This is a genomic window from Saccharibacillus qingshengii (assembly GCF_013185195.1).
Lineage (GTDB): Bacteria > Bacillota > Bacilli > Paenibacillales > Paenibacillaceae > Saccharibacillus > Saccharibacillus qingshengii.
Genome location: NZ_JAAZWC010000027.1, coordinates 33130 through 57755, shown reverse-complemented (window position 1 = coordinate 57755; position 24626 = coordinate 33130). Strand labels below are relative to the sequence as shown.

At 55.7% G+C, this 24626-nt stretch carries 22 protein-coding genes; 4 read left to right on the top strand and 18 right to left on the bottom strand.

All coding sequences use genetic code 11. The features are described 5' to 3' along the window. The first annotated feature begins 250 nt into the window (after positions 1–250). The 3 genes from HRQ60_RS19090 to HRQ60_RS23510 are packed head-to-tail and all read left to right on the top strand — an operon-like array spanning position 251 to position 2764. Positions 251–511 carry a FeoA family protein gene (locus tag HRQ60_RS19090; protein WP_172198897.1) on the top strand — a complete coding sequence of 87 codons (261 nt, stop codon included), beginning with the start codon at positions 251–253 and terminating at the stop codon, positions 509–511. Continuing rightward, entirely contained in the window at positions 508–2520 is a 2013-nt protein-coding gene (gene feoB / locus HRQ60_RS19085; protein ID WP_172198894.1) for a ferrous iron transport protein B, read from the top strand. Before HRQ60_RS19090 ends, feoB begins: the two co-directional genes overlap by 4 nt. 25 nt (positions 2521–2545) lie before the next feature. Next, positions 2546–2764: a FeoB-associated Cys-rich membrane protein gene (locus HRQ60_RS23510; protein ID WP_216671645.1), complete on the top strand. Its 219-nt coding sequence runs from the start codon at positions 2546–2548 to the stop codon at positions 2762–2764. Positions 2765–2963: 199 nt separating this feature from the next. Here the strand turns inward: HRQ60_RS23510 and HRQ60_RS19075 are convergent, their stop codons facing one another. From HRQ60_RS19075 to leuB, 8 genes are all read right to left on the bottom strand, one after another. Then, the gene (locus HRQ60_RS19075) at positions 2964–4211 is read right to left on the bottom strand and encodes a hypothetical protein (protein WP_172198891.1); all 1248 of its coding nucleotides are present in this window, start codon (positions 4209–4211) and stop codon (positions 2964–2966) included. Beyond that, the gene (locus tag HRQ60_RS19070; protein ID WP_172198888.1) at positions 4208–5350 is read right to left on the bottom strand and encodes a DUF58 domain-containing protein; all 1143 of its coding nucleotides are present in this window, start codon (positions 5348–5350) and stop codon (positions 4208–4210) included. Before HRQ60_RS19070 ends, HRQ60_RS19075 begins: the two co-directional genes overlap by 4 nt. Before the next feature lie 128 nt (positions 5351–5478). Beyond that, positions 5479–6765: a DUF4129 domain-containing protein gene (locus HRQ60_RS19065; RefSeq protein WP_172198885.1), complete on the bottom strand. Its 1287-nt coding sequence runs from the start codon at positions 6763–6765 to the stop codon at positions 5479–5481. After that, on the bottom strand, positions 6762–7916 hold the full coding sequence (locus HRQ60_RS19060; protein WP_172198882.1) for a DUF58 domain-containing protein: 1155 nt from the start codon (positions 7914–7916) through the stop codon (positions 6762–6764). Before HRQ60_RS19060 ends, HRQ60_RS19065 begins: the two co-directional genes overlap by 4 nt. Beyond that, entirely contained in the window at positions 7917–8891 is a 975-nt protein-coding gene (locus HRQ60_RS19055) for an AAA family ATPase (protein ID WP_425501715.1), read from the bottom strand. It abuts the gene before it with no gap. 228 nt (positions 8892–9119) lie between these two features. Then, a complete protein-coding gene (locus tag HRQ60_RS19050; protein WP_172198877.1) occupies positions 9120–9539 on the bottom strand; it encodes a hypothetical protein in 420 nt (139 codons plus the stop codon). A 234-nt stretch (positions 9540–9773) separates the two neighbouring features. Next, entirely contained in the window at positions 9774–10319 is a 546-nt protein-coding gene (locus tag HRQ60_RS19045) for a peroxiredoxin (protein ID WP_172198875.1), read from the bottom strand. A 129-nt stretch (positions 10320–10448) separates the two neighbouring features. Continuing rightward, positions 10449–11528: a 3-isopropylmalate dehydrogenase gene (gene leuB / locus HRQ60_RS19040; protein WP_172198873.1), complete on the bottom strand. Its 1080-nt coding sequence runs from the start codon at positions 11526–11528 to the stop codon at positions 10449–10451. Between the two features lie 324 nt (positions 11529–11852). Here leuB and HRQ60_RS19035 point away from each other — a divergent pair, with 324 nt between their 5' ends. Continuing rightward, positions 11853–12833: an aldo/keto reductase gene (locus HRQ60_RS19035; protein ID WP_172198871.1), complete on the top strand. Its 981-nt coding sequence runs from the start codon at positions 11853–11855 to the stop codon at positions 12831–12833. A 202-nt stretch (positions 12834–13035) separates the two neighbouring features. Here the strand turns inward: HRQ60_RS19035 and HRQ60_RS19030 are convergent, their stop codons facing one another. The 10 genes from HRQ60_RS19030 to rpmI form a co-directional block, all read right to left on the bottom strand. Continuing rightward, positions 13036–14583, bottom strand: a complete 1548-nt coding sequence (locus HRQ60_RS19030; protein ID WP_172198869.1) for a 2-isopropylmalate synthase — start codon at positions 14581–14583, stop codon at positions 13036–13038. 109 nt (positions 14584–14692) lie between these two features. After that, positions 14693–15685: a ketol-acid reductoisomerase gene (ilvC, locus tag HRQ60_RS19025; protein ID WP_172198867.1), complete on the bottom strand. Its 993-nt coding sequence runs from the start codon at positions 15683–15685 to the stop codon at positions 14693–14695. Between the two features lie 178 nt (positions 15686–15863). Next, complete coding sequence (gene ilvN, locus HRQ60_RS19020) at positions 15864–16361, bottom strand: acetolactate synthase small subunit (protein ID WP_172198865.1); 498 nt, start codon at positions 16359–16361, stop codon at positions 15864–15866. Between the two features lie 2 nt (positions 16362–16363). Further along, positions 16364–18124, bottom strand: a complete 1761-nt coding sequence (ilvB, locus tag HRQ60_RS19015) for a biosynthetic-type acetolactate synthase large subunit (protein ID WP_172198843.1) — start codon at positions 18122–18124, stop codon at positions 16364–16366. A gap of 743 nt (positions 18125–18867) precedes the next feature. Beyond that, positions 18868–19839 (bottom strand): ABC transporter permease, encoded by a 972-nt coding sequence (locus HRQ60_RS19010; protein ID WP_343044747.1) that lies wholly within the window; start codon positions 19837–19839, stop codon positions 18868–18870. A gap of 3 nt (positions 19840–19842) precedes the next feature. Continuing rightward, positions 19843–20919: an ABC transporter permease gene (locus HRQ60_RS19005; RefSeq protein WP_172198837.1), complete on the bottom strand. Its 1077-nt coding sequence runs from the start codon at positions 20917–20919 to the stop codon at positions 19843–19845. After that, entirely contained in the window at positions 20916–22451 is a 1536-nt protein-coding gene (locus HRQ60_RS19000; protein ID WP_172198834.1) for an ABC transporter ATP-binding protein, read from the bottom strand. The genes HRQ60_RS19005 and HRQ60_RS19000 overlap by 4 nt, the downstream gene beginning before the upstream one ends. A 134-nt stretch (positions 22452–22585) precedes the next feature. After that, positions 22586–23629 (bottom strand): BMP family lipoprotein, encoded by a 1044-nt coding sequence (locus HRQ60_RS18995; protein ID WP_172198832.1) that lies wholly within the window; start codon positions 23627–23629, stop codon positions 22586–22588. A 395-nt stretch (positions 23630–24024) separates the two neighbouring features. Beyond that, entirely contained in the window at positions 24025–24384 is a 360-nt protein-coding gene (gene rplT, locus HRQ60_RS18990; RefSeq protein WP_172198831.1) for a 50S ribosomal protein L20, read from the bottom strand. Positions 24385–24417: 33 nt separating this feature from the next. Then, the gene (rpmI, locus tag HRQ60_RS18985) at positions 24418–24618 is read right to left on the bottom strand and encodes a 50S ribosomal protein L35 (protein WP_172198830.1); all 201 of its coding nucleotides are present in this window, start codon (positions 24616–24618) and stop codon (positions 24418–24420) included. Positions 24619–24626 lie beyond the last annotated feature (8 nt).

The following is a 24626-nucleotide window of genomic DNA, read 5'->3' as shown; positions in this document are numbered from 1 at the left end:
TTGTTGATCTCCGTTCACTCTGCCTCCGTCCGTCCAAGATCAGGAAGAGAGGCATTTTTCGCTTTTTCATCATACTCAAGCCCCTCTGTAAAGTAAAGCGGAATTTTGACGAAATGCGACAAAAATCACAGTCATTCCCCCTATATGATGGTACATTACAAAAAAAGCGAATGATATTCATTCTCATTTATGACAAGCAAATTGACTGTTTCGCGGTTTGGGTACGCGCACGGTCACGGGAGGGTTCCGAATGTACCAGAGAAAAATTTCGAACAGCCGGTGCTCCGCGCTGGTCCATATTAAACCGGGTGCCTTCGCCACGGTCCAAGCACTCGACGCAATCAGTCCCCTGCTGCGGAGGCGTCTGCGCGATCTCGGCGTGGCGGAAGGCAGCCGACTTAAAGTGCTTCGGCTCGGTCCTTTCGGCGGCCCGCTGACTTTTGAATGTGCCGGACAGCACATCGGTATTCGCCGGGAAGACGCGGGGCGTATGGAGGTCGCTCCCGCATGAATCAATTTGCCCTGTTTGGAAATCCGAACACCGGAAAAACCTCCCTTTTCAATATGCTCACCCGGTCCTACGAAACCGTCGGCAACTGGTCGGGGGTAACCGTGGAGAAACGGATCGGCACGCTGCGCGGACGCAGCGGACGAATCGTGGATCTGCCGGGATTGTATTCGCTCCTGCCTCTCACGGAAGACGAAGGCGTAGCGGCACGTTTTTTAATGGAAGAAACTCCTGCCTCCATTCTCAATATCGTCGATGCTTCCCAGCCGGAACGCAATCTCTATCTGACACTGCAGCTGCTGGAATCCGGCCGGCCCATGCTGATCGGACTCAACATGATCGACGTCGCCCGAAACCGCCATATTTCCGTCGATCCGCAAGTGCTGCAGCGGGAACTCGGCGTACCGGTGCTTCCGATCATCGCCCGCAAAGGAACGGGATGCACCGACGTCCTGCATGCCCTGGGCAGTCTGACCGCTCCGGGATCGGAAGGCTTTCGCCTCGACTACGGCCCGGCGGTGGAACAGGGGGTGTCGGACCTCTGCATACTGCTGCGGACTCTTCCCTCCTCTTCGGCTCCCCGCTGGACGGCGCTGCAACTGCTCGAAGGCAACGAGGCCGTTCGGACAGCCCTTGCCGGTCGGATCGACGGCGAAGCGCTGGATTCCATTCTCCAGCAGACCGGCCGGGAGCTGGAAGCGGCAGGGTTCGGCTGCGATGTGTCCGCTCACCTACGCCAAGTGCGCACGCAGCGGATTGCCCGGATATGCACCGCCGCCGTCCAGCGTTCCGATCAGGCCGTGCATACCGCCACCGAGCGCATTGATGCGATTCTGACCCACCGAATTCTCGGCATCCCCCTGTTTTTGGCCATGATGTTTCTCATCTTCAAGCTGACGTTCGACTGGGTAGGCAGCCTGCTGTCCGATGTGCTCGACGGATTCATCTCGGGTATGCTCAGCGGGTGGATTTCCGCCGCTCTGGGCGGTCTTGGCGCTTCTCCGTTCACCCATGCGCTTGTCGTCGACGGCATTGTGGGCGGAGTCGGCGGCGTACTCGTTTTTCTGCCGCAGATCTGCATCTTGTTCTTGTTGATCTCGTTTGTCGAAGACTCCGGTTATATGGCGCGGATCACCCTGCTGATGGACCGTACGATGGAAGCGGTCGGACTCAGCGGCAAAGCGTTTATCCCGTTCATTATCGGCTTTGGCTGCAACGTGCCCGCCATCATGGCGGCCCGGACGATGGAGCACCGCAAAGACCGGCTTCTGACCACGCTGCTTGTCCCGCTGATGTCCTGCTCCGCACGGCTTCCGGTTTACGCGCTGTTCGCCGGTGTCTTTTTCGCTTCAAATCAGGCTCTTGTGGTCATGGGACTGTACGTGCTCGGTATGGTACTCGCGCTTGCGCTGGCCAAGCTCTTCTCCCGAACGCTGCTGAGAAGCGAACCGTCGCTGTTTATCGTCGAACTTCCGCCGTACCGTATGCCGCAGCCGCTGTCGCTGCTGCGCATGACGTGGGAAAAAGTCAAAGGATTCCTGCGCAAAGCGGGAACGATTATTCTTGCCGGTTCCGTCGTCATCTGGTTCTTGTCCAATACCGGCAGCAGCGGCTTCGGCGTCGATATGAACGACAGCTTCCTCGCTTCGATCGGAGGCGCTCTCTCGGGTCTGCTTGCGCCGATCGGCTTCGGAACCTGGCAGGCGGGAGCGGCGCTGATTACCGGCTTCATGGCCAAAGAAGTCGTGGTCTCGACCATGAATATCATTTATCAGGTCCCGGACATGGCAGGCTTGGAACATCAGGTCGCCGCGGCTTTCACCCCGCTGCAGGCGTTCAGCTTCGTGACGTTTATTCTGCTGTATATTCCTTGTCTGGCAACCGTCGGCGTGATCCGCAAAGAAACGGCTTCCTGGCGTTGGACCTTTTTCTCGATGGGCTATTCGCTTGTACTCGCTTATGCGGTCGCACTTGTGATCTATCAGGGCGGCAAATGGATCGGCTTCGCCTGAATCCGCAGGGAAAGGAAGATGGCTTATGATAAACTGGATTATTATCGGACTGGCACTGATCTACTCGGGCTATGTGCTGGTCCGCTTCTGGAACAAAAGCAAAAAAGGAGCCTGTTCCGGCTGCACGATTCAATCGGATGGACGAACGCCGGCAGGCTGCCCCGGCTGCATCACGGGACTGCCGGATGAAGCCCTGGACGCCTTAAAAAAGAACAGTCAGCGGCGGCGCGCGGATCGGAACTGATTCCTATGCACCGGCAGAACGATGACAGTGGACGGATTCCATCCGGATCTGTCCGGTCTGCTTTGTCTGATCCGCTAGGCAGACACAAAAAAACCCCCGAACGTATTCGTTCGGGGGTTTGCAGGTTTTGCAGACGTGCCGCGTTTGCGGCAGCCGCCGATCCATCCGACGCTCTTTCGCAGCAAAAGAATACGTGGGCTTACCGTTGGCCGTCTTCCTTTTGCGTATATCGGGTCTGATTGTAGCGTTCCACCAGCTCTTCGATCTGCTCGGCTTCCTGTTCGCGATAAACCGAACTGCCGGCGATTTCTTTGCCCGTCTCGCTTGGAGTCAGCCAAGGGCGGAACCGGTATCCCCGGCTGATCGCGCCGCGAATCAACCGGGCATACTCGCGCCTCGCACCTTCCGGTGGTTCAGTGGACGTTTGCGGCGAACCTTTTTTCCTGGCGGGCGCTTTGGACTCCAACTTCTCGGTTGTATCGGCGTAAGCCGCTTCTTCTGAAGGATCCGAAGACTTCGCGGCAATCCGCAAATTCTGCAGCAGACGCTTCAGCCAGTCGGGCAGCCACTTGGACAAAATCTCGTAACCCAAACGAAGCAAGACAAAAGCAAAAGCTCCAACAGCCGCTACAATGATTCCGGCGACAGCGTAGATGATCCACCGGTCCAGCCCACCTTCTCCGTCGTCTTCCAGCTTTTCTTCGGGCACATAAGGCTCGGAAAAAGGAGCAGGTTCGGGAGGAGGGGGCGACGTCTCGGGAACATAATCGAGGTCGACACCTCCGTACAGCAGCGTCAGCCACAGACGATACAGCCATTCCAGCACAACGGACAGCTGGGTCGCCCCGCCGACCAACAGAATCGCCAGCAGCAGAACGGTCATAAATCCCCGATTGATTCGAAGCAGCCGTCCCGGCGGAATCTCCGCTTCTTGGGAAAGGCCCATGGCTTCGCGGACTCGCCCCGCATTCCAGCGAAGCAGTTGGGTCAGCAGCATCCCGGTGCAGGCCGCATAGACCGAGAACGCATACGGCTGCATCAGCTCCGTACGCAGAGCTGCCGCATAGACGGCAACCCCCGCAAGCAGGCCGCAGACGAAGATCAAGGTCTGACGGCGGCCGGCGGCGGCCCCGATCTCCCGGTATACGCCGCGTCCACCGGCTGCCCCCAGCAGGATCAGAAGCGGAACCGTGCGCAGGCCCAGTCCGGCGAAGACGGCGAACAGTACGGAAGCTGCAGCCGGAACGGCCATCGCCGCCAGATAAGCCGTCTGACGCGGCAGATGCCTGCCTGCAGCAGCACCGCACGCCAAACTGAGGAAACAGATCGCGGCCGCCGCATAAGGAGATAATTCGAATAGATACAGCGACAATAGAAGGATCCACGGATATAGGAACACGGTATCCCCTGAGGCGACAGCCAGCGCTTTTCCAATCGTTCTACTCATGCGCCTGCTCCCTCCTTGTCCAAGGATACTTCCCAAGACCGGCTTCCGGCCGTTTCGACGGAAAGGGCAGACCATTCGTTCCCGGGATCGATCAGGCTTACCTTGTGTCCCAATCTCTCCAGCCGTTTCGCCGCCTGCCGAACGGCAGGCTCCTTCGATGTGCTGATCACGAGATAATCGCAGGGAGCCCCCCGTTCTGCCACTTCCGCGTCCAGACATACGGCGAGCGGCCGACGGCGCTTCAGCCGGATCCCCGACATCGCTTCCATCAGCAGATGACGATGGAGTGAGCCCGCGCCCGAAGGAATACGCGCTGCGGAGACCGTGTGCGCATTATGCGTAAACCCGACCGAAACGCCGTCTGCAATCAGCCGAACGGCTATGGTCGCTGCCAGACTGATGGCCTGTTCGGCCTCCGCTTCTCCCCCGCCGTGTTGAAGCCCGAGAACGACATCGCCGATATCAAGGACCAGAATAACGTGCGGATCGGCGGTATGCCCTTGACGGTACACTTGAAGTCCTCCGGTTCGGGCACTCGCTTTCCAGTGGATCCGGTTCATCGGATCCCCCGGCGCATACTCCCTCGAACCTTCGATCATGAACGGATCTTCCAGAATCCATCTGCGCACCGCAAATTCGCCCTGCCAGCTGTGCCAATCGTACGGCAGATGCCGGTCGTCCAGCAGACGCGGATACACGATCAGGGAGTTGCTGATCTGCTCCGAACGCGAACGCAGGACGAAACCGAGCAGATCGCCCGACGTCATAAATACCGTCGACAGCCGAAAAATACCCCGGCCTTCGCATTTCACGAAATGCCTTCGCGTGACGCGCCTTCGGGGCATGAGCGTAAAGCCGCTCGTATGCGTCTGATAGACGCTGCCCATCTCCAGTTTCATCGAAGCCTTTCCCCGAAATCGAAAAGCGGCGGGGAATTCGGATTCCATGCGCAGCCAGGGAACCGGAAGCTTTTTATCGTTCTCGATCACCTCAACCAACTGAAGTTCGTCTCCCGCATGACAGCGATCTTTGTTAAAGCTGCGGGTGTAACGGATCCCGTGCAGGGCAGAGCGGCCGATCAGCCAGGCCTGCGCGGCAATCAGCAGCGTTCCTGTCAACATCATCCAGAATAAAGCCAATCCTTTCCCCTCTTTCGTCAAGACGGTCTTCCGCCGGAATTTCCTTATTCCTCCATTGTAACCGGAACGGACGAAAGCAGGCAAAGTCGATAAACGGCCGGAGCGCGGGCATGCCGCACTCCGGGATTTCAATCCCGGTCGTCTGCCGGGCCGTAACGCGCATCGTTATAGCGGTCGACCAGCTGCTCAAGCTCGGTGGAAGAAAGCTCGCTGTACGCAGGATTCGCAAGCTCCCGCCCATTCTCCGCCGGAGTCCGGCTTGGCCGAAGCGGGAAGCCTTTGCGGGCAGCCTGCAGCACTACGCTTCGATAACGCAGCCGCGGATCGTCGCCGGTATACCCGGCTTCTCGGCCGCTGCGGCGGAAGAAGCGTTTGAGCCCCCCCGTTTTCTCGGCGGAAAGCTTCTCGGCTTTGTCGGTGTAGGCCTTGTCGGACTGGGAAGCGCGGATGTCGCGCATCATGCCGAACTTGGCAGCCAGGTTCCGGATCAGGTTGCGGACTCCGTTCGGCAGCCAGCGTCCGAATAGACGATAGAGCAGCCAAAAGATTCCGAGGCCAACCCCTAACCAGAATAAAGCCAACAAAATATATCCGACAATCTTCAGCCATAAAGGAGTTTCCTTGGCGCCTCCCAACTCCTGCAGTTGGGAGTAATCGGCCCCGGGCATCTGCGGAGCGGTCTCCGGCTGCGAAGGACTGCCGGGAAGAGAACCTCCGAAAATCGACAACCACCATTCCCGAAGCGCATTCAAGGCTCCGGTCGGACCGCCGATCACGCCGGCCAGCACGATAACGGCCGCCACGATCCAGGTCAATCTCCGATTGGCGGTCAGTACCCCGGCAAGAGCCGATGTTTCTTGTTGGGCGGCATGTCGGACCCGATCTCCATTCAACAGCAGAAGCGTCAGCGCCAGAATCAGCGTGGAAACGCTGTACAGCAGAGGACGATAACCGGCCAGATCGGGTAGGCGCCCGGCTGCCACGTACAAGATCAGCAGCGCGGCAACCCCGGTCAGCGGAACCCGAAGCTGCATATTGTCCCAGAGTTGACGCCGGCCCGTGAGCAGTCCGCGCAGCGCCGCAAGAAGCAGGGCGGCGGCTCCGGCGGCTTTGGGCAGCCATCCTCCCGGCAGAAGGAGCGCGATCAGCAGGGCGGCTGCAAAAGGCAGCAGCGCCGGCCAGCGGGCCATGCGCCCTTCCGCTTGGCGCAGGCCGATCAGACTGGCGGATACATGCAGAGCGAATACAAGCAGAAGCAGCAGCAGATCGGACAGCTTCAATGCGTAGTGCGCCAACAGTACCACGACCGCGTAGGCCGACAGCGTTTCGAGCAGCGAATAAGCGGCCGGCCGGCCGAAGCCTTTTAACAGCGGCACAGATGCCGACCGGTTTGATGAACGTTCCGCCTTGGTCATAATACGGCCTCCTCTGCAGATGTCGGGCCGCGCCGCTGCGAGGAGCGGACACCGGACGAAACCAGGCCCGGCTCGTTTGCCGTGAACCCGGTAACCCCGACCCGGTGGCCCAAGCGTTCCAGCGAAGCGATCGCTTCTTCGACTTTCTCCGAGCGATGGGCCGTCACGACCAGATAATCGATCGGTTCCCTGAACTCGCGCTGCGCTTCAAGCTGAATCAGCTCGTGAAACGGCAGACGGGACTTCAGTTCGAATGCAGCCATCGTTTCCATGAGCCGATTCAAATGGACGGGACCGTAATCCGATTCCAGGCGGCAGCCGTCTTCCCCAAGCTGGGAACCGCCGTTGTGCGCAAATCCTGCGGCCATCCCCTGCCCGATCAGAGAAGCGGCACAGGTCGCCGCAAGCGACAGCTGCCGCTCGACCAACCCGGTCCGGGTTACAACGCTCCACATGGACTCCGAATCCTCGACGTTCAGCAGAATGATGACGCGGGGATCGGCGGAATAACCGCTTTTATGCACTTGAAGCTGCCCCGTACGCGCACTTGCTTTCCAATGGATCCGGTTCATCGCATCGCCCTGCGCATATTCCCGGACTCCCGTAATCAGAAACGGATCTTCGACGATCCAGCGGCGGACCGCAAGTTCTCCCTGCCACGTTTTCCAGGAGATCGGCAGTTCGCCGTCTCCCAACAGACGGGGATAAATCACCATACGCATATGCAGCTCGACCTTTTTTGAAGGCGTATACAACCCGAACAGATCTCCGCCCGTCATCGTTGCCGATTCGATCGGATAAATGCCCCGGCTCTGACAAACGATCCGGTGCGTACGCGTAATCTTGGTTCGGGGCGGCAGGGTGAACAAACTGGTATGGTTCTGATAAATGTTGCCTTCGCTGACATTCGTATCGTCGCTGCGCGCAAACAGCAGGGCCGAAGGCAGCATCGCTTCCAGCCTCAGCCACGGTACCGGCAGCGGCTTGCGGTTGGAGAGCGTCTCGACCATCTCGATCTTCTCTCCCGCCCGGCAGGCATATTTGCTGAAATCGCGCTTGTAATCGAGCCGGGCCAGCGCCGGCCTGCCAAGCAGCCAGCCCTGCACAATCACAATGAGTCCGACCAAGAGCAGCAGCCCAAACAGCGCCATTTATCTCACTTCGCTTTCGAGTCCCTTTTCGCTCGGAACAGGGATGCTGTCCGTCAGTTCGGCCAGTATGCGTTCGGCGGGATTGTCCTGCAGATCGTAGCGGTTGTTCAGCACCAGACGATGGGCGCAGACCGGTACGAGCAGCGTTTTGATATCGTCCGGCAGCACGTAATCGCGTCCTTTGAGCGCCGCATAGGCTTGGCAGGCGCGAAGAAGGGATTGCGTTCCCCGGGGACTGATCCCCAGCGCAAGCTCCGGATGGGTTCTCGACGCTTCGGCAAGAGCCACGATATAATCGAGCAGATCGTCAGCGATCGTGACGCGGCGGCAGGCCTGCTGGGCTTCCAGCACTTCTTCCGCCGTAGCCGTCAGCGCAGCCGAGTCCGCGGACAGTCCGCCGACCTGCACGGTACGGCGCAGAATTTCGCGGCCTTCCGGAGCCGACGGATAACCGAGCTTCATACGGATCATGAATCGGTCCATCTGGGCTTCCGGAAGCGGGAAAGTCCCCTGGTTGTCGACCGGGTTCTGCGTAGCCAAGACCATGAACGGCTGTTCCAGTTTCATGGTCTCTCCGTCTACGCTGATCTGCCGCTCCTCCATGCATTCGAGCAGACTCGACTGGGTACGCGGCGTCGCCCGGTTGATCTCGTCCGCCAATACAATGCGCGCAAACAGCGGTCCGGGGCGGAAATGAAACTCGCCGTCTTTCTGATTGTAGAAATGGATACCCGTCAGATCGGACGGCAGCAGGTCGGGCGTGAACTGAATCCGCTGAAAAGTCAGGCTGAGCGAAGAAGCGAGACTTTTGGCCAGCATCGTTTTGCCGGTTCCGGGTACATCTTCAAGCAGGACATGGCCCGAAGCGAGCAGAGCGGTCAGCAGCAGATCGACCTCCGCATCTTTCCCTACAATAACGGTTCCAATATTTTGTTTGAGTTTCGAAGCGAGTTCCTGTACGTTTGGCATAAACATTCCTCCGTCTTTTTGCGGCGGCTTCCGTACAAATCGAAATAACGCATTCCGGCTTATGTAACGAAGCTTTAGCTTATTGTTTTCCTGTTTCTTCCTCACTATTCATTTTAACAAAGACGATAGCGTGACGATAGCGTTTTCCAAATTTAGCAGCCGATGATAAAACAAAACCGGAAGGATCGGGTACGATCGCTTCCGGTTGTTGAATTTATTCGGGCAAAGACCTGCTCAGGCTTTTCCGTTGCTGTTCTGCTGAATCTTCTCCAGCTTCTGGCTCATCACCGCAAGGCGCCGCTTGAGCTCCAGCTGCCAGCGTTTGTCGCCCATCTGTTTCGCAACGGCGAGCAGATCCAGGGACAAATCGATCTGGTTGCGGACCGATTCCAGTTTGTCGTCGCTTTCGATACTGACGCAGTTGGCGAAAATCTCCGCATCGTCTTCCAGAATGTAATCCTGGAAATCGATTTCCGATTCGCCGTCGCCATGCGCATATTCGGCCAGTATTTCATATTCGTTCTCGACTTTGTAATGAACTTCCATCCGTTGGCACACTGGACAATACAGCAGAGGAACGTTGTGAACTTGCGTCCGGTAGTGGGTCAGCGTTCCCTTTGTTCCGATCATACTGGCTCCGCAGCAAAAACTCATGGCTGTTCACCCTTCCTATGTTGGCTTATACCTATGTTAACAATCAACCCATCGACGGAACTTTGAATAATGTTTAAATTTGAACTGTCATTTGTGACGGTTTCATGGCCTCATCTTAGCATGTAAATTTGTACGGTACCAGATAAAAAGATGCAAAAAAGTCTTCTTTCCGACCGAAGCCGGAAAGAAGACTTTGTTCATAACCGCAGCTCATCGACGGATCGATGCGCAGCCTTACCCTTGCAGGGTTTGGTCGCCCGGTTTCCAGTTCATCGGGCACAGACCGCCCGATTGCAGCGCTTGAAGCACGCGCAGCGTTTCTTCTACGCTGCGGCCCACGTCGTTATGGTTCACGACTTGGTACTTCAGTTCGCCTTCCGGATCGATAATGAACAGGCCGCGCAGAGCTACGCCTTCTTCTTCGATCAGGACGCCGTAGTCGCTAGCCACTTTTTTCGTGATATCCGAGGCGAGCGGGAAGTTGATTTTGCCGAGACCGCCGATTTCCGTTGGAGCCGCGATCCATGCTTTGTGGCTGTGTACGGAGTCGATGCTCACGCCAAGAACTTCGGTATCCAGCGTCTGGAAATCGCCGTAAGCGTCGCTCAGCGCCGTAATTTCGGTCGGGCACACGAATGTGAAGTCAAGCGGATAAAAGAAGAATACGAGCCATTTGCCGCGGTAATCTTCAAGAGATACTTTGCCGAAATCCTGTCCGTCTCCGGATACAGTTTCCATTGTAAAGGCCGGAGCCGGTTTGCCTACCAAACGTTCTGCCATTGTGTAAATCCTCCTTCAAAATGACACCCGGTGACGGATGTTTTCTGTATATTCTGAAACCATGACACTATGTTATCACCGGGATTTTTCGAAGTCAAGATTGTAACGCTTATTTATTTATAATAATTATCATTTGCGAATTGCATTGAGAATCAGCTCGCCCATCTGCGTCGTCGACAGCGCTTCAGCGCGGCCCGCAGCGATGTCGCTTGTGCGGTGTCCGGCGTCCAATACCTCGGCCACGGCCCGCTCGATCGCATCCGCCGCTTCGCCGTATCCGAACGTCAACCGCAGCATCAGAGCGGTCGACAGAATGGTGGCAATCGGATTCGCCAAGCCCTGCCCTGCGATATCCGGCGCGGAACCGTGCACGGGCTCGTACAAACCGTAGCTGCCTTCGCCCAGCGAAGCGGAGGCCAGCATGCCGATCGAACCGGTCAGCATCGCGGCTTCGTCGCTCAGGATATCTCCGAACATATTCTCCGTCACGATGACATCGAAACTCGACGGCCGGCGCAGCAGCTGCATGGCGCAGTTGTCGACCAGTACATGTTCCAGTTCCACTTCCGGATAATCCGCGGACACGCGAATGACCGTTTCCCGCCACAGACGCGACGTTTCGAGCACGTTGGCTTTATCGACCGAAGCGAGCTTTTTGCGTCGTTTCATGGCAATTTCGAATCCTTGACGGGCAATTCGTTCCACTTCCATCACGTTGTAGGCACAGGTATCGACCGCTTCTTCGCCGAACTCCGTTTCCCGCCGGAATTTCTCGCCGAAGTAGATGCCGCCGGTCAGCTCGCGCACAACCATCAGGTCGGTGCCTTCCAGCACTTCCGGTTTCAGCGTGGAAGCGTCTTTGAGACAGTCGAATACGACGGCCGGACGCAGATTCGAGAACAAACCGAGCTCTTTGCGAATACCGAGCAGTCCCGTTTCCGGACGCAGCTCTTTCGGGTTGTTATCCCATTTCGGACCGCCGACCGCACCCAGCAGCACGGCGTCCGCGCGTTTGCACACGTCGAGCGTTTCCTGCGGAAGCGGGGTACCTTTTTCGTCGATCGCAATGCCTCCGAACAGCGCGTGCTCCGTCTCGAACGTGTAACCGAATACCTCGCCGACTTTTTGCAGTACTTTTTCCGCTTCGGCTACCACTTCCGGTCCGATGCCGTCTCCCGCGATTACCGCGATCTTTTTCGTTTCAGCCATGTGTCGCACTCCCTCTTCTTGTCGAATTCCCGCCGGCGAAACGCTTACGCCTTCCGTCGCCGCTTCCGGGTCTGAACCTCTATTCCCAAACAGTAACATACTCCGTCAGAGATTGACCAAGATATAGAAACTATCACCTTGATAGGTTTTGCCTATAAAAGATTATCCGCTTGCAAAAAGGATGTTTGATCGAAAACGTTTTGCGCCGCTCTACGCTTACCTTAAGAAATTTGATTCTGATTCGGTGGATTGTTACAATAAATAGGGTAATAGGATCAGAAAGCTGTTTGGCCAAACCACTTATCGAGGAGCTGAGCGAACAACATGGAATACACGTATCTGGGAAAGTCGGGGCTTAAAGTCAGCCGAATTTGTCTGGGCACCATGAATTTCGGAGGGCAAACCGACGAAAAAGAATCGTTCCGCATCATGGACGCGGCGCTTGACGCCGGTGTCAATTTCTTCGATACTGCAAACGTTTACGGAGGCAAAGACAACGCCGGCCTGACGGAAGAGATTATCGGCCGCTGGTTCAAACAGGGCGGAGGCCGCCGGGAAAAAGTTGTCCTGGCGACCAAAGTCTACGGAGGCATGGGCGACGAAAACGACGGACCGAACGGAGATCGCGGCTTGTCCGCCTACAAGATCCGCCGGCATCTGGAAGGCTCGCTGAAGCGTCTGCAGACCGACCATGTCGAGCTGTACCAGATGCACCACGTCGACCGCAACGCTACCTGGGACGAGCTGTGGGGCGCATTTGAAGTGGCTGTCAACCAGGGCAAGATCGGATATGTCGGTTCCAGCAACTTTGCCGGTTGGGATATCGCCGTTGCACAGAAGGAAGCGGAGAAACGCGGCTTCCTCGGACTGATCTCCGAACAGCACAAATACAGCCTGCTGACCCGCGAACCGGAACTTGAAGTGCTGCCGGCTTCGCATGCACTCGGTCTCGGCGTGATTCCGTGGAGCCCGCTTGCCGGCGGGCTGCTCGGACGCAACGCGCTCAAGAAGATCGAAGGTTCCCGCAGCGGCGGCAACGCCGAGCTGGTGGACAAACACAAAGAACAGCTGGAGCAGTTCAAGACGCTCAGCGAAGAACTGGGCGAGCAGCAGGATACGGTTGCGCTGGCCTGGCTGCTGGCCAACCCGGCCGTGACCGCGCCGATTATCGGGCCGCGTACGATCGAGCAGTTCGAAGATGCTCTTCGTATCGTAGAGTTGAAGCTGGGCGAAGCCGAGCTGAAACGCCTGGACGAAATCTTCCCGGGCCCGGGCGGATCCGCTCCGAACGCCTACGCCTGGTAAGGCGCCGCAGGGCATAGCCCGAACAGCCGACCCGGAGTTCGCAGCAGGACGCCGGGCTTGCTGTAAGCACATAAAAACCAGAAGTACACAAAAAGGTCCCGTCAGTCCGAACTTCGGACTGCGGGACCTTTTTGCGTAGGTGCGGCTCCGGGAGATCGGTGCCGCGCCTTGTGCAGAAGCAGTGACTTCTTCGATGCCGGTTCTACCAGACTTTCTCGGCGCCTTTGCGTCCGCTTGGCAGACGACGGTTGGCTGCCAGACGGTTAAGCGCATCGACGTAAGCACGGGCGCTCGCTTCCAGCACATCCGTGCTGACACCGCGGCCGCGAACTTCGATCTCGCCCTGCCGCATGGTCACGTGCACTTCGCCGAGCGCATCCTTGCCAAGCGTAACCGCCTGAATGGAATAGTCGACCAGCGTGACTTCTTCGCCGACCGCTTGATCGATTGCATTGTAGATCGAATCCACCGTACCGTTGCCGCTCGCTTCGGCCGTACGGCTGCCTTCTTCTTCGACGGATACGGTAACGGTGGCTTTCGGGGCCGCTTCGGTTGCGAACGAGAAGCTCAGCGACTCCAGCGCGTATTTCTCCGGCGCATCCGGCAGACGCTCTTCGAGCAGCGCCAGCAGGTCGTCGTCGGTGATTTCCTTTTTCTTGTCCGCCAGATCTTTGAACTTGGCGAAAGCTTCGTTCAGCTGCGCTTCTTCCAGCGTATAGCCCAGTTCAAACAGCTGTTCCCGGAAAGCATGACGGCCGGAATGTTTGCCCAGGACCAGCTTGCTTTCTTTGAAGCCCACCGTTTCCGGCGACATAATCTCGTAAGTCGTTTTCTCTTTGAGCATGCCGTCCTGATGAATGCCCGATTCGTGCGCGAAGGCATTCGCTCCGACGATCGCTTTGTTGCCCGGTACATTCATGCCGGTCAGCTTGCTAACCAGACGGCTTGTCCGCGCGATTTCGCTCAGCACCAGACTGGTCTTGGCACCGAAGTAATCGCTGCGGGTCTCGAGAGCCATCGCGATTTCTTCGATTGCCGTATTGCCCGCACGCTCGCCGATTCCGTTGATCGTACCTTCGATCTGATCCGCTCCGTTCAAGATGGCGGCCAGTGTATTCGCTGTCGCCATACCGAGATCGTCGTGGCAGTGCGCGCTCAGCTGCACTTTTTCGATCCCCGGCACGGTTTCTTTGAGATGACGGAAAATCGCACCGTACTCGGCCGGATTCAAGTAGCCGACCGTATCCGGAATATTCACGACATAAGCGCCTTCTCGGATCGCCATGGCGACCATCTCGGCGCGGAAATCGGCTTCTGTCCGGCCTGCGTCTTCAAGCGAGAATTCGATTTTCGAAAAATATTTCTTCGCATACCGAATCGCGGACTGGGCCGCTTCCAGTACCTGATGCTTCTCCATCTTCAGCTTGTACTTCCGGTGGATCGGCGAAGTCGCCAGGAAGACATGCAGACAAGGATCGACCGCGCCTTTCAGTGCTTCTCTGACCGCATCGATATCGCCTTCCCGGGAACGCGACAATCCGACGACGCTGGCATTTTTGACAGCGCGGGCCACGGCGTTCACCGCGGCCAGATCGCCGGGCGATGCAGCCGGGAAACCGGCTTCCATTCGATCAACGCCCAGTTTCTCCAGTTGATGCGCGATTTCGACTTTCTCACGCGTATTCAAGTTGACGCCGGGCGATTGTTCGCCGTCACGCAGCGTCGTATCGAAGATATGAATTTTTCGCACGGATTGCGCCTCCTTTTTTTTGGATAAAGAATGGTAAGACGGAAAAGGGCTGCCCCGGTCACGTTTTTCACGCGGCCCGGGATAGCCCCGTTTCCTTATTGGCTGACTTTTACTTTTTGATCCAGTGCATCATGTCGCGCAGCTGTGCGCCTACGACTTCGAGCTGATGCTCGGACTCGTTGCGGCGGGTAGCCGTCAGGAACGCGCGTCCCGATTGGTTCTCCAGCATGAAGTCGCGTGCGAATTTACCTTGTTGGATATCCGTCAGCACTTCTTTCATTGCTTTCTTCGTATCTTCCGTTACGATCCGCGGGCCGGTTACGTAGTCGCCGTATTCCGCCGTGTTGCTGATCGAATCGCGCATCGTCGACAGACCGCCTTCGTACATCAGGTCGACGATCAGTTTCAGCTCGTGCAGACATTCGAAGTAAGCCATTTCCGGCGCATAGCCGGCTTCTGTCAGCGTTTCGAATCCGGCTTTGACCAGCGCGCTCACGCCGCCGCACAGTACGGCTTGTTCGCCGAACAGATCGGTTTCGGTTTCTTCGCGGAACGAAGTTTCGATAACGCCTGCACGTGTACAGCCGATGCCTTTGGCATAAGCCAGGCCGATATCTTTCGCTTTGCCCGTGGCATTCTGGTGAATCGCGATCAGGCCCGGTACACCGAAGCCTTCTTCATACGTTCTGCGAACCATGTGGCCCGGCGATTTCGGAGCGACCAGCAGGACGTCATTGCCTTCTTTGGCAACGATCTGACCGAAGTGAACGTTGAAGCCGTGCGCGAACAGCAGGGTCGCATCGGATTTGAGGTTCGGTTCGATTTCGCTTTTATACACGGAGGCTTGCGTTTCGTCCGGCATGAGGATCTGAACGATATCGGCGCGCTTGGTCGCTTCGGCAACCGAGAGGACTTCGAACCCGTCTTCTTTTGCTTTGTTTGCCGATTTGCCTTCGCGAAGACCGACAACGACCTGCAGACCGCTGTCGCGCAGGTTCTGCGCGTGCGCATGTCCCTGGCTTCCGTAGCCGATAATCGCGATCGTTTTGCCTTGAAGTACGTTCAGGTCCGCATCATTTTCGTAGTAAGTCGTAATTGCCATTCTTATTTCCTCCTTTGTGTATAAAGCCTCAACCCTGCCCAAACAAGCGGGTAGCTCAGCGGAACCGGCGCGCAGCCAAGCGTGTACCGTCCGGTTCCGTTCAGCTCCCCGCCCGTTAAGGCGAGTCGAGCCGACGTTCTTATGTGGTTTCTATCAAATGCCGATCAGGTGTTTACGTTCAGGCGTTGCCCCGGATCATCGCGGTAACCCCGGTTCGGGAAAGTTCCCGGATTCCGTAAGGAGACAGAAGTTCGATCATCGCATCGATTTTTTCCGTATCGCCGACAACCTGTACCATCAGACTATGCGTGCCGATATCCACGACTGCCGCCCGGAACGTTTCGACCAGGCCCATGATTTCCGGCCGTGTTCCCGGTTCCGATTTGACTTTGATCAGGGCAAGTTCCCGGCCAACCATCGGATTAGCGCTCAAATCGACGACTTTGATGACATCGATAATCTTGTACAGCTGCTTTTCGATCTGTTCGATCGTTTTGTCGTCTCCGGTGCTGACAATCACCATCCGGGAAAGTCCCGGTTCTTCCGATTGTCCTACGGTGATGCTCTCGATATTAAATCCCCGGCGGCCGAACAATCCGGATACCCGCTGCAGGACCCCCGGCTGATCGTTCACCGAGATCGCAATAGTATGTTTGGTCTGCGTCGTATTCGTCATGGTCACTCGTCCCCCATCAGCATTTGATCCAGCGTCTTGCCCTGCTGTACCATCGGATACACGTTCTCGCCCTTCTCGACCACGAAGTCGATTACGACCGGTCCCGGAGTATCCAGCGCTTCCTGCCACACGGCACGGGCTTCTTCTTTGGTGGTCGCCCGCAGGCCTTTGACCCCGTAGGCTTCCGCCAGCTTCACGAAGTCCGGGCTGCCGGAAAGGTCGATATGGCTGTACCGGTTGTCGTAGATCAGTTCCTGCCATTGGCGCACCATGCCCAGTACCTGATTGTTCAAAATAACGACTTTGACCGGGATATTGTTGATTGCGCAGATTGCCAGTTCCTGCGAACACATCTGCACGCCGCCGTCGCCGTTGATCGAGATGACCAGACGTTCCGGCTGAGCCATCTGTGCCCCGATCGCGGAAGGAAGACCGAAGCCCATCGTACCCAGGCCGCCGGAAGTGATCCACGAACGCGGTTTGTTGAATTTGTAATACTGGGCGGCCCACATTTGGTGCTGCCCGACATCGGTCGTCACGATCGCTTCGCCTTTGGTCGTCTCGTTCAGCAGCTCGACCACCCACTGCGGCTTCAGCCCGACTTCGTCTTCTTTATACTCGTCTTTATAACGGAACGGCTTCTCCGCTTTCCATTGTTGAAGCTGCGAGCGCCATTCGTCCGCCAATTCGGCGCGTTTTGCCGACTTGTTGAGCAGTTCAAGTACCGTTTTGACATCGCCTACGATCGGAATGTCCGTTTTGACGTTTTTGCCGATTTCGGCCGGGTCGATATCGATATGCGCAATCTTGGCTTTCGGCGCAAATCCGTTGAGTTTGCCGGTTACCCGGTCGTCGAACCGTGCCCCGATACTGATCAGCAGATCGGATTCCTGAATCGCCATGTTCGACGCGAAGGTTCCGTGCATCCCCGGCATACCGAGCCAGTGCTCGTTGCCGCTTGGGAAACCGCCCAGTCCGAGCAGGGTTGTCGTAATCGGGATACCCGTTTTTTCGACCAGTTCCAGAAGGGCTTCATGTCCGCCGGAGTAAACCACGCCGCCGCCGGCCAGAATCAAAGGACGTTCGGCCTGCGAGATCGCTTCGGCCAGACGTTCCACCTGCAGCTTGTTCGGCATCATCCGTGGATTGTATCCGCGCAGCGCTACCGGTTCCGTATGCGGCTGGAACAAAGTCATTGCGGCCGATACGTCTTTGGGAATATCGATCAAGACAGGACCTTTGCGGCCCGTATTTGCAATATGGAACGCTTCATGAATGATCCGCGGAAGCTCGTCGACGCTGCGAACGAGATAGCTGTGCTTGGTAATCGGCATCGTGATCCCCGTAATGTCGGCTTCCTGGAAAGCGTCGGTTCCGATCAAAGTGGAAGCGACGTTGCCGGTAATAACCACCAGAGGCGTCGAGTCCATATAGGCTGTCGCGATACCGGTAACCAGGTTGGTCGCTCCGGGTCCGGAAGTGGCAATACAGACGCCGACTTCTCCGGCTGCACGTGCATAACCGTCGGCCGCATGAATCGCTCCTTGTTCGTGGCGGGTCAGCAGATGATGGAAGTCTTTGAAGCCGTACATGGCGTCGTAAATATACAACACCGCTCCTCCGGGATATCCGAATACGCACTTTACACCTTCGAGGACCAGACTGCGAAGCAGGATATCCGAACCGGTCAAGACTTCCTGTTTATCCACCCATTTTTCTTTCAATTCTTCCGTCGATCTTGCTTCTGGCATTTGCGCGCTCATCGTTACTTCCTCCTCCCAAAGATCACATCAATCTTACATCGTCAGTTTGCAAAGGGCCGCCAAAACGGATTTTCCCGTTCTTCGTTGTGCGGATCCGCGTCAGGCAGTCGTTATAAAAACCAAAAAACCTTCCGCCCCGCAAAGCAGAAAATCTGCTTCGAGGGACGAAAGGTTATTATCCTCACGTGGTACCACCCAAATTTGCCGACACCTCTCGGTGCACAGCCTCAAGCGGGTCAGAAATCGAAACCTTCGATTCCAAACTCGCGGTCCATAACGCGAACCCCACGATTTTCCCTAATTGCCGAACGCCTCTTCTCCGCACAAAACGGATCGTTGTTCGCTGTTCAGGAAAATGGCTCCGAGGTGAGCTCGTATATAAGGGATTTTGGCGGTGGATTACAGCGTACTACTTCCCCGCTCTCTGGCAAAAGGGCCCTTAAAACTTCGTCCTCTTCATAGCCGATCAGTTATTCTCACTGCTTGTTGCTGAATGTTAGGGTTATTATATGACTTTAGTTTTAGCGAAGTCAACACCTATTTTCAATAAATCATAAAAAAGCGGCCTGAGCCATTCTTTCATCATAGAACGGTTGTCCGCCCAGGGAAGACAAAAAACCGCTCTCCCGCCGGGTAAACCCGGTAGAAAAGCGGTAGAATACTTTCTGAATCGGTAATTCCGTACAAGCACTTGTCGCCGTCCCAAGGACGCGCCAAGCCCCCAAGAAACTCCGCTTCGCCCGTTAACGCTTGCCGGGGTCGTAAGCTTCCCCCAGCGCTGCAGGAGCTCTCGATTTGCCGATCGCGACAACCAGTACAATAACGGTCAGCACGTAAGGCAGCATCAGGATGAAATCCTGCGGGATGCTGGCCGACCATTCGAACAGCTGCACATAGTTGCGGATCGCCTGCGAGAAGCCGAAGAACAGAGCCGCACCGAAAATGCCAAGCGGGTTCCATTTGCCGAAGATCATCGCGGCAATCGCGATAAAGCCTTGGCCGGAGATCGTCGTATGCGAGAACAATCCGGTTGTCGTCAGCGTGATGGTCGCTCCGCCGAGACCGGCAAGCGCTCCGCTGAGCATAACGCCGATGTAGCGCATCCGATTTACGTTGATGCCCATCGTATCCGCCGCGCTCGGGTGTTCCCCGACCGCGCGCAGCCGAAGGCCGAACTTGGTCTTATAAAGGACGTAATACGTGACGAATACCAGCAGAATCGCGATAAACGTCGTCGGATAGGAGTTCAGAACGCCCGCTCCGAAAATCGGTCCAATGACCGGAATCGCCGCAAAGTCCGGGAAGCTCAATTTCGCCAGACGATTCGCCAGCAGCGGAGTTTCGCCTGCGCCGTCAAACAGAAGCTTAACCAGGTACAAGGTAATCCCCGTCGCCAGGAAGTTGATGACGACACCGCTGATCGTCTGATCTGCTTTGAACGTAATGGTCGCAACGGCATGGATCAAGGACCCCAATACGCCCACAACGACTGCTGTCAGCAGGCCTACCCAGGGAGCGGACGCGCCCATTCCGGCTTCTTCCGCATAATGCGTTCCTACTGCGGCAGCGAAAGCGCCGAATACCATCAGACCTTCGATACCGATATTGACGATACCCGAACGCTCCGAGAACAGGCCGCCGAGTGCGGCAAAGATCAGGGCGGTCGAGAAGACGAGCGTCGTATTGATCAGGTTGCCGAATGTAAGAAGATCGATCATTTACAACACCTTCTCTTTCTTACGCTTGTAAACGGGCTTGAGGATAAAGCGCACGATCCCCTGGGCCGCGATGAAGAATATGATCGAACCGATCACGATCTGGATGATTTCCGGCGGAACGTCCGCATCGAAGCTCATCCCCGCGGAACCGTAGGTCAGCGTGCCGAACAATCCCGCACCGGCCAATACGCCGAACGGATGATTCATCCCAAGCAGGGCAACCGCGATTCCGTTAAACCCGTAACCCGGCGAAGAAGCGTACACGCTCTGGTAATGGAACACGCCCAGCGTTTCGAATGCGCCCGCAAGACCGGCGAACACGCCGCTGATAAACATCGCTTTGACGATGTTTTTGTTGACGTTGATCCCTGCGTAACGTGCGGCTTCCGGATTGCTGCCGACCGCCCGCAGCTCGAATCCCTGCTTCGTTTTCCAGAGGAAGTAATAGAAGAAGGTCGAAGCGACAAAGGCGAGCAGAATTCCCCAGTGGACACGGGCGTTGCCCATCATTTCCGACAGCCAGCCGATCGAAATCCAGGCCGAAGACTGGATTTCGACCGAACGCTGGTTGCCCGGCATCAGCAGGAACGTACGAACGATATAGTTGCACAGGAACAGTGCCGTCCAGTTCAGCATGATGGTCGTAATCACTTCGTTGACACCGCGTTTGGCTTTGATGTAACCGGCAAGAGCCGCCCACAAACCGCCGAACAATGCCCCTACGATAATCGCCAGCGGCGCATGAATCAGTGCCGGCAGACCGGTAATTTTGATCCCGATCAGCGAAGCGCCGGTCATGCCCATCAGCACCTGGCCTTCCGCACCGATATTGAACATGCCCGCCCGGAAAGCGAAAGCGACCGCAAGGCCGGTCAGAACGAGCGGCGTCATCTCGCGCAGCGCTTCGCCGAACCCGTAGGTATCTCCGAATACGCGGTTGAGCAGGGCCATATAGGCCGTGATCGGATTATAGCCGCCGATCATCATGACGACGGCGCCGAGCAGCAGGCCCATCACGATGGCCGCCAGCGAGACGATAAACGAATCGCTCGCAAACCATTTCAGAAATTTATTCATTTTGCGGATCCTCCCTGCCGGCTGCCCGCCATCATCAGGCCCAGCTCCTGGTCATTCGTTTCTTCCGGACGCACTTCGCCGATGACCTTGCCTTCGTACACGACGATAATCCGGTCCGAGACATTCAGGATTTCGTCCAGCTCGAACGAAACAAGCAGAACCGCTTTCCCTTGATCGCGCTGCTGGATCAACTGCGACTGTACAAATTCGATCGCGCCGACATCCAGTCCGCGGGTAGGCTGAGCCGCAATCAGGAAGTCCGGATTTTTATTGATTTCGCGTGCGATAATCGCTTTCTGCTGATTGCCGCCCGACAATGAACGTGCTTTGGTCTGGATACTTGGCGTACGCACGTCGAAGTTCTCGACCAAACGTTTGGCCAGATCGTTGATTGCACGGAAATTCAGGAAACCGCGTTTGGTATAGGGCTCTTTGTAGTAGCTCTCAAGAACCATATTCTCGCTGACGGTAAAGTCCAGGACCAAGCCGTGTTTGTGCCGGTCTTCCGGAATGTGGCCGACGCCCGCTTCGGAAATATGCCGGGGAGTACGGCTGCCGATTTCTTTTCCGTTCAGCTTGATCGAACCGCTGTCAATTTTGCGAAGGCCCGACAAAGCTTCGATAATTTGGGTCTGCCCGTTGCCGTCAACGCCTGCAATGCCGACAATCTCGCCATGGCGGACATCAAACGTCATGCCGTCGAGCAGCGCGATGCCTTCTTTGTTTTTGATCCGAACGTCGTTGACTTCGATCGCCACGCTGCCCGGCTCGGCCGGTTTTTTGTCCACTTTGAACGAAACGTTGCGGCCGACCATTTTCTCCGCCAGTTCAAAAGGACTGGTTTCGCTCGTTTTGACCGATCCCACCACTTTGCCGCGGCGAATAATCGTTACCGTATCGGATACGGACATGATTTCTTTGAGTTTATGGGTAATCAGAATGATCGATTTACCTTCGGCGACAAGCCGCTTCATAATCTCGATCAGCTCCGATATTTCCTGCGGAGTCAATACGGCGGTCGGTTCGTCGAAGATCAGAATATTGGCACCGCGATAAAGCGTCTTGAGAATCTCGACGCGCTGCTGCATCCCAACGGAAATATCTTCGATCTTGGCGTTCGGATCGACACGGAACCCGTACTGGTCGGACAGCTGTCTGACTTTCTCCGAGGCTGTTTTGTAATCGATCTGAATACCGCCTTTGGACGGCTCCATGCCCAAAATGATATTTTCGGTCACGGTAAAAGGCTGAACCAGCTTGAAATGCTGATGCACCATCCCGATTCCGAGCTCAATCGCTTTGTTTGGACTGTCGATCGCGACCTGTTCTCCATTGATTTCGATATGTCCTTCATCAGGTTGGTACAACCCGAACAGGATATTCATCAGCGTCGATTTGCCGGCGCCGTTCTCGCCGAGCAGGGCATGAATTTCGCCCTTCTGCAGCTGGATGCTGATCGAATCGTTGGCGACGATTCCGGGAAAACGCTTTGTAATTTGCTTTAACTCGACTACGGGAGCTGCAGCAGCCATGGAATCACCCTTCGTATTTCGTAGTGGTGCGCTGACAGGCAGCGCGGGAGTTCTGCAATTTTAACCCTAAACGTAACGACAAGGCCGGGTTCAAGGAACCGGCCTTGTCACAAGTATTATATCGTGCGTAGCGATTATTCTACAGTAGGAACCTTAACTTCGCCGCTCACGATTTTTTCTTTGTACGATTGAACTTCGTCCAGAACTTCCTGGGGAACGTTCTTGCTCGATGTGTCGGCAATGCCTACGCCATCATCCTTAAGACCCAGAGTGGTGATTGTGCCGCCTTTGAATGTTCCGTCGATCACCTGTTGGGAAACGGTCTTCATGGCTACGTCAACGCGCTTGATCATGGAAGTCAGAGTGATGTCGTCGCCGAATTCCAGCGATTGGTCTTTGTCTACGCCGATTACCCATACTTCTTGACCTTGGGCTTTGCGGTCTTTGGCTTCGTTGAATACGCCTGTACCCGTGCCGCCTGCAGCTTGGAACACAATGTCCGCGCCGTCGTTGTACAGGGTTGCAGCAGCCGATTTACCTTCATCCGGTTTGTCGAATCCGCTTGCGTATACGGAAGTGAATTTGGCTTTTGGATTAACGGCTTCGATCCCGGCTTTGAAGCCGATTTCGAACTTCTTGATTGTTGGGGAATCCATACCGCCAACGAAACCGATTTGGTTGGTTTTTGTCATCTTGCCGGCTACTACGCCGACCAGGAACGCGCCTTCATTCTCGGAGAAGAGAACGGATTCTACGTTCGGTGCGTCAACAGCAGCATCGATGATTGCGAAATTGGCATCCGGGTTTTGAGCTGCGATATCTTTCAATGCGCTTTCGAGTGCGAACCCGATTCCCCAAGTCAGGTTGAACCCGCCTTTGACGAATTGGTTGAGGTTAGGCTGGTAGTCCGCTTCGCTTTTACTTTGCAGGTACTCGACTTTGATTCCTTGTTCTTTTTCAAGCGCTTGGAGAGCTTCCCACGACGTTTGGTTGAACGACTTGTCGTTTACGCCACCTGTATCGGTAACCATACCGATCTTGATGTCGCTGCCCGTCTTGCCGCCTTCGCCTTCACTGCCGGTCGAAGTGGTGCCGCCGCTTTTATTGTTGCCGCATGCGGCCAGAACGAGCGAGAAGGCCAACAGCATGAAAAGCGAGAATTTTACAGCTTTTTTCATTTTGGATAGTTCCCCCTTAGAATCTTTGCCTGCATAAGGCGAGCGCCGGTTGTATAAACGGTCTGGACTGAACCGTAAGCGTCTCTCTCAACAGGATGCTTTCGCTTTACAGATTATACATTCAGTCCGCCACAAAATCTACTATTAAAAATTGAATTCCAACACAAAATTCGTTTTTTTTGAACTGCAATCGCTTACGACCGGGATAGTTCACACCTGTTGCGACTTAATAACGAACAATCCCTTTGATCGTTTAAGGAAACATCGTTAAAACGCTTTAAAGTGCTAAATAATATGAAAAGAGATTTTATCTTCTTTCATCATTTTCAGAACATACAAAAGGCCCTTCACCGCGAAATTCGCATTTCGGGTAAAGAGCCTCGTTTACGCTTGATTTAAGCGTTGACTTTTTCTTTTGCTGCGGATGCCAGCGTGTTGAACGCCGTCAGATCATTTACAGCCAGATCAGCCAGCATTTTACGGTTTACGTCGATACCGGCCAGTTTCAGGCCGTGCATCATTTTGCTGTACGAAAGACCGTTTTGGCGTGCTGCCGCGTTGATACGCACGATCCACAGTTTGCGGAAGTTGCGTTTCGTCTGACGACGATCGCGGTAAGCGTAGATCAACGATTTGTTGACCTGTTCTTTTGCCGTTTTAAAAATGCGGTGTTTGGAACCGAAATAACCTTTTGCCAATTTCAATACTTTTTTATGACGACGACGTGTTACAAATCCGCCCTTCACTCTTGCCATATCTAAAGACCTCCCAGTCGGTTATGTTGAAAACTATTTCAGTTGCTTGAGTCCTTGTGCCAGACGCTTAACGTCGCCCGAAGCCATCAGATGATCGGCTTTCAGGTTGCGCTTTGCACGTTTGGATTTGTGCGAGAGCAGGTGGTTTTTGTGCGAGCTGTAACGGGTAACTTTACCGGTACCGGTAATTTTGAAACGGCCTTTCAAACTGCTGTGTGTTTTCATTTTAGGCATTGTACTTT

Excerpts from the sequence above, each read along its gene's own strand:
- HRQ60_RS19090 (WP_172198897.1), top strand. The coding sequence starts at position 251 with ATGTACCAGAGAAAAATTTCGAACAGCCGGTGCTCCGCGCTGGTCCAT.
- feoB (WP_172198894.1), top strand. The coding sequence starts at position 508 with ATGAATCAATTTGCCCTGTTTGGAAATCCGAACACCGGAAAAACCTCC.
- HRQ60_RS23510 (WP_216671645.1), top strand. The coding sequence starts at position 2,546 with ATGATAAACTGGATTATTATCGGACTGGCACTGATCTACTCGGGCTAT.
- HRQ60_RS19075 (WP_172198891.1), bottom strand. The coding sequence starts at position 4,211 with ATGAGTAGAACGATTGGAAAAGCGCTGGCTGTCGCCTCAGGGGATACC.
- HRQ60_RS19065 (WP_172198885.1), bottom strand. The coding sequence starts at position 6,765 with ATGACCAAGGCGGAACGTTCATCAAACCGGTCGGCATCTGTGCCGCTG.
- HRQ60_RS19060 (WP_172198882.1), bottom strand. The coding sequence starts at position 7,916 with ATGGCGCTGTTTGGGCTGCTGCTCTTGGTCGGACTCATTGTGATTGTG.
- HRQ60_RS19055 (WP_425501715.1), bottom strand. The coding sequence starts at position 8,891 with ATGTTTATGCCAAACGTACAGGAACTCGCTTCGAAACTCAAACAAAAT.
- HRQ60_RS19050 (WP_172198877.1), bottom strand. The coding sequence starts at position 9,539 with ATGAGTTTTTGCTGCGGAGCCAGTATGATCGGAACAAAGGGAACGCTG.
- HRQ60_RS19045 (WP_172198875.1), bottom strand. The coding sequence starts at position 10,319 with ATGGCAGAACGTTTGGTAGGCAAACCGGCTCCGGCCTTTACAATGGAA.
- leuB (WP_172198873.1), bottom strand. The coding sequence starts at position 11,528 with ATGGCTGAAACGAAAAAGATCGCGGTAATCGCGGGAGACGGCATCGGA.
- HRQ60_RS19035 (WP_172198871.1), top strand. The coding sequence starts at position 11,853 with ATGGAATACACGTATCTGGGAAAGTCGGGGCTTAAAGTCAGCCGAATT.
- ilvC (WP_172198867.1), bottom strand. The coding sequence starts at position 15,685 with ATGGCAATTACGACTTACTACGAAAATGATGCGGACCTGAACGTACTT.
- ilvN (WP_172198865.1), bottom strand. The coding sequence starts at position 16,361 with ATGACGAATACGACGCAGACCAAACATACTATTGCGATCTCGGTGAAC.
- ilvB (WP_172198843.1), bottom strand. The coding sequence starts at position 18,124 with ATGAGCGCGCAAATGCCAGAAGCAAGATCGACGGAAGAATTGAAAGAA.
- HRQ60_RS19005 (WP_172198837.1), bottom strand. The coding sequence starts at position 20,919 with ATGAATAAATTTCTGAAATGGTTTGCGAGCGATTCGTTTATCGTCTCG.
- HRQ60_RS19000 (WP_172198834.1), bottom strand. The coding sequence starts at position 22,451 with ATGGCTGCTGCAGCTCCCGTAGTCGAGTTAAAGCAAATTACAAAGCGT.
- HRQ60_RS18995 (WP_172198832.1), bottom strand. The coding sequence starts at position 23,629 with ATGAAAAAAGCTGTAAAATTCTCGCTTTTCATGCTGTTGGCCTTCTCG.
- rplT (WP_172198831.1), bottom strand. The coding sequence starts at position 24,384 with ATGGCAAGAGTGAAGGGCGGATTTGTAACACGTCGTCGTCATAAAAAA.
- rpmI (WP_172198830.1), bottom strand. The coding sequence starts at position 24,618 with ATGCCTAAAATGAAAACACACAGCAGTTTGAAAGGCCGTTTCAAAATT.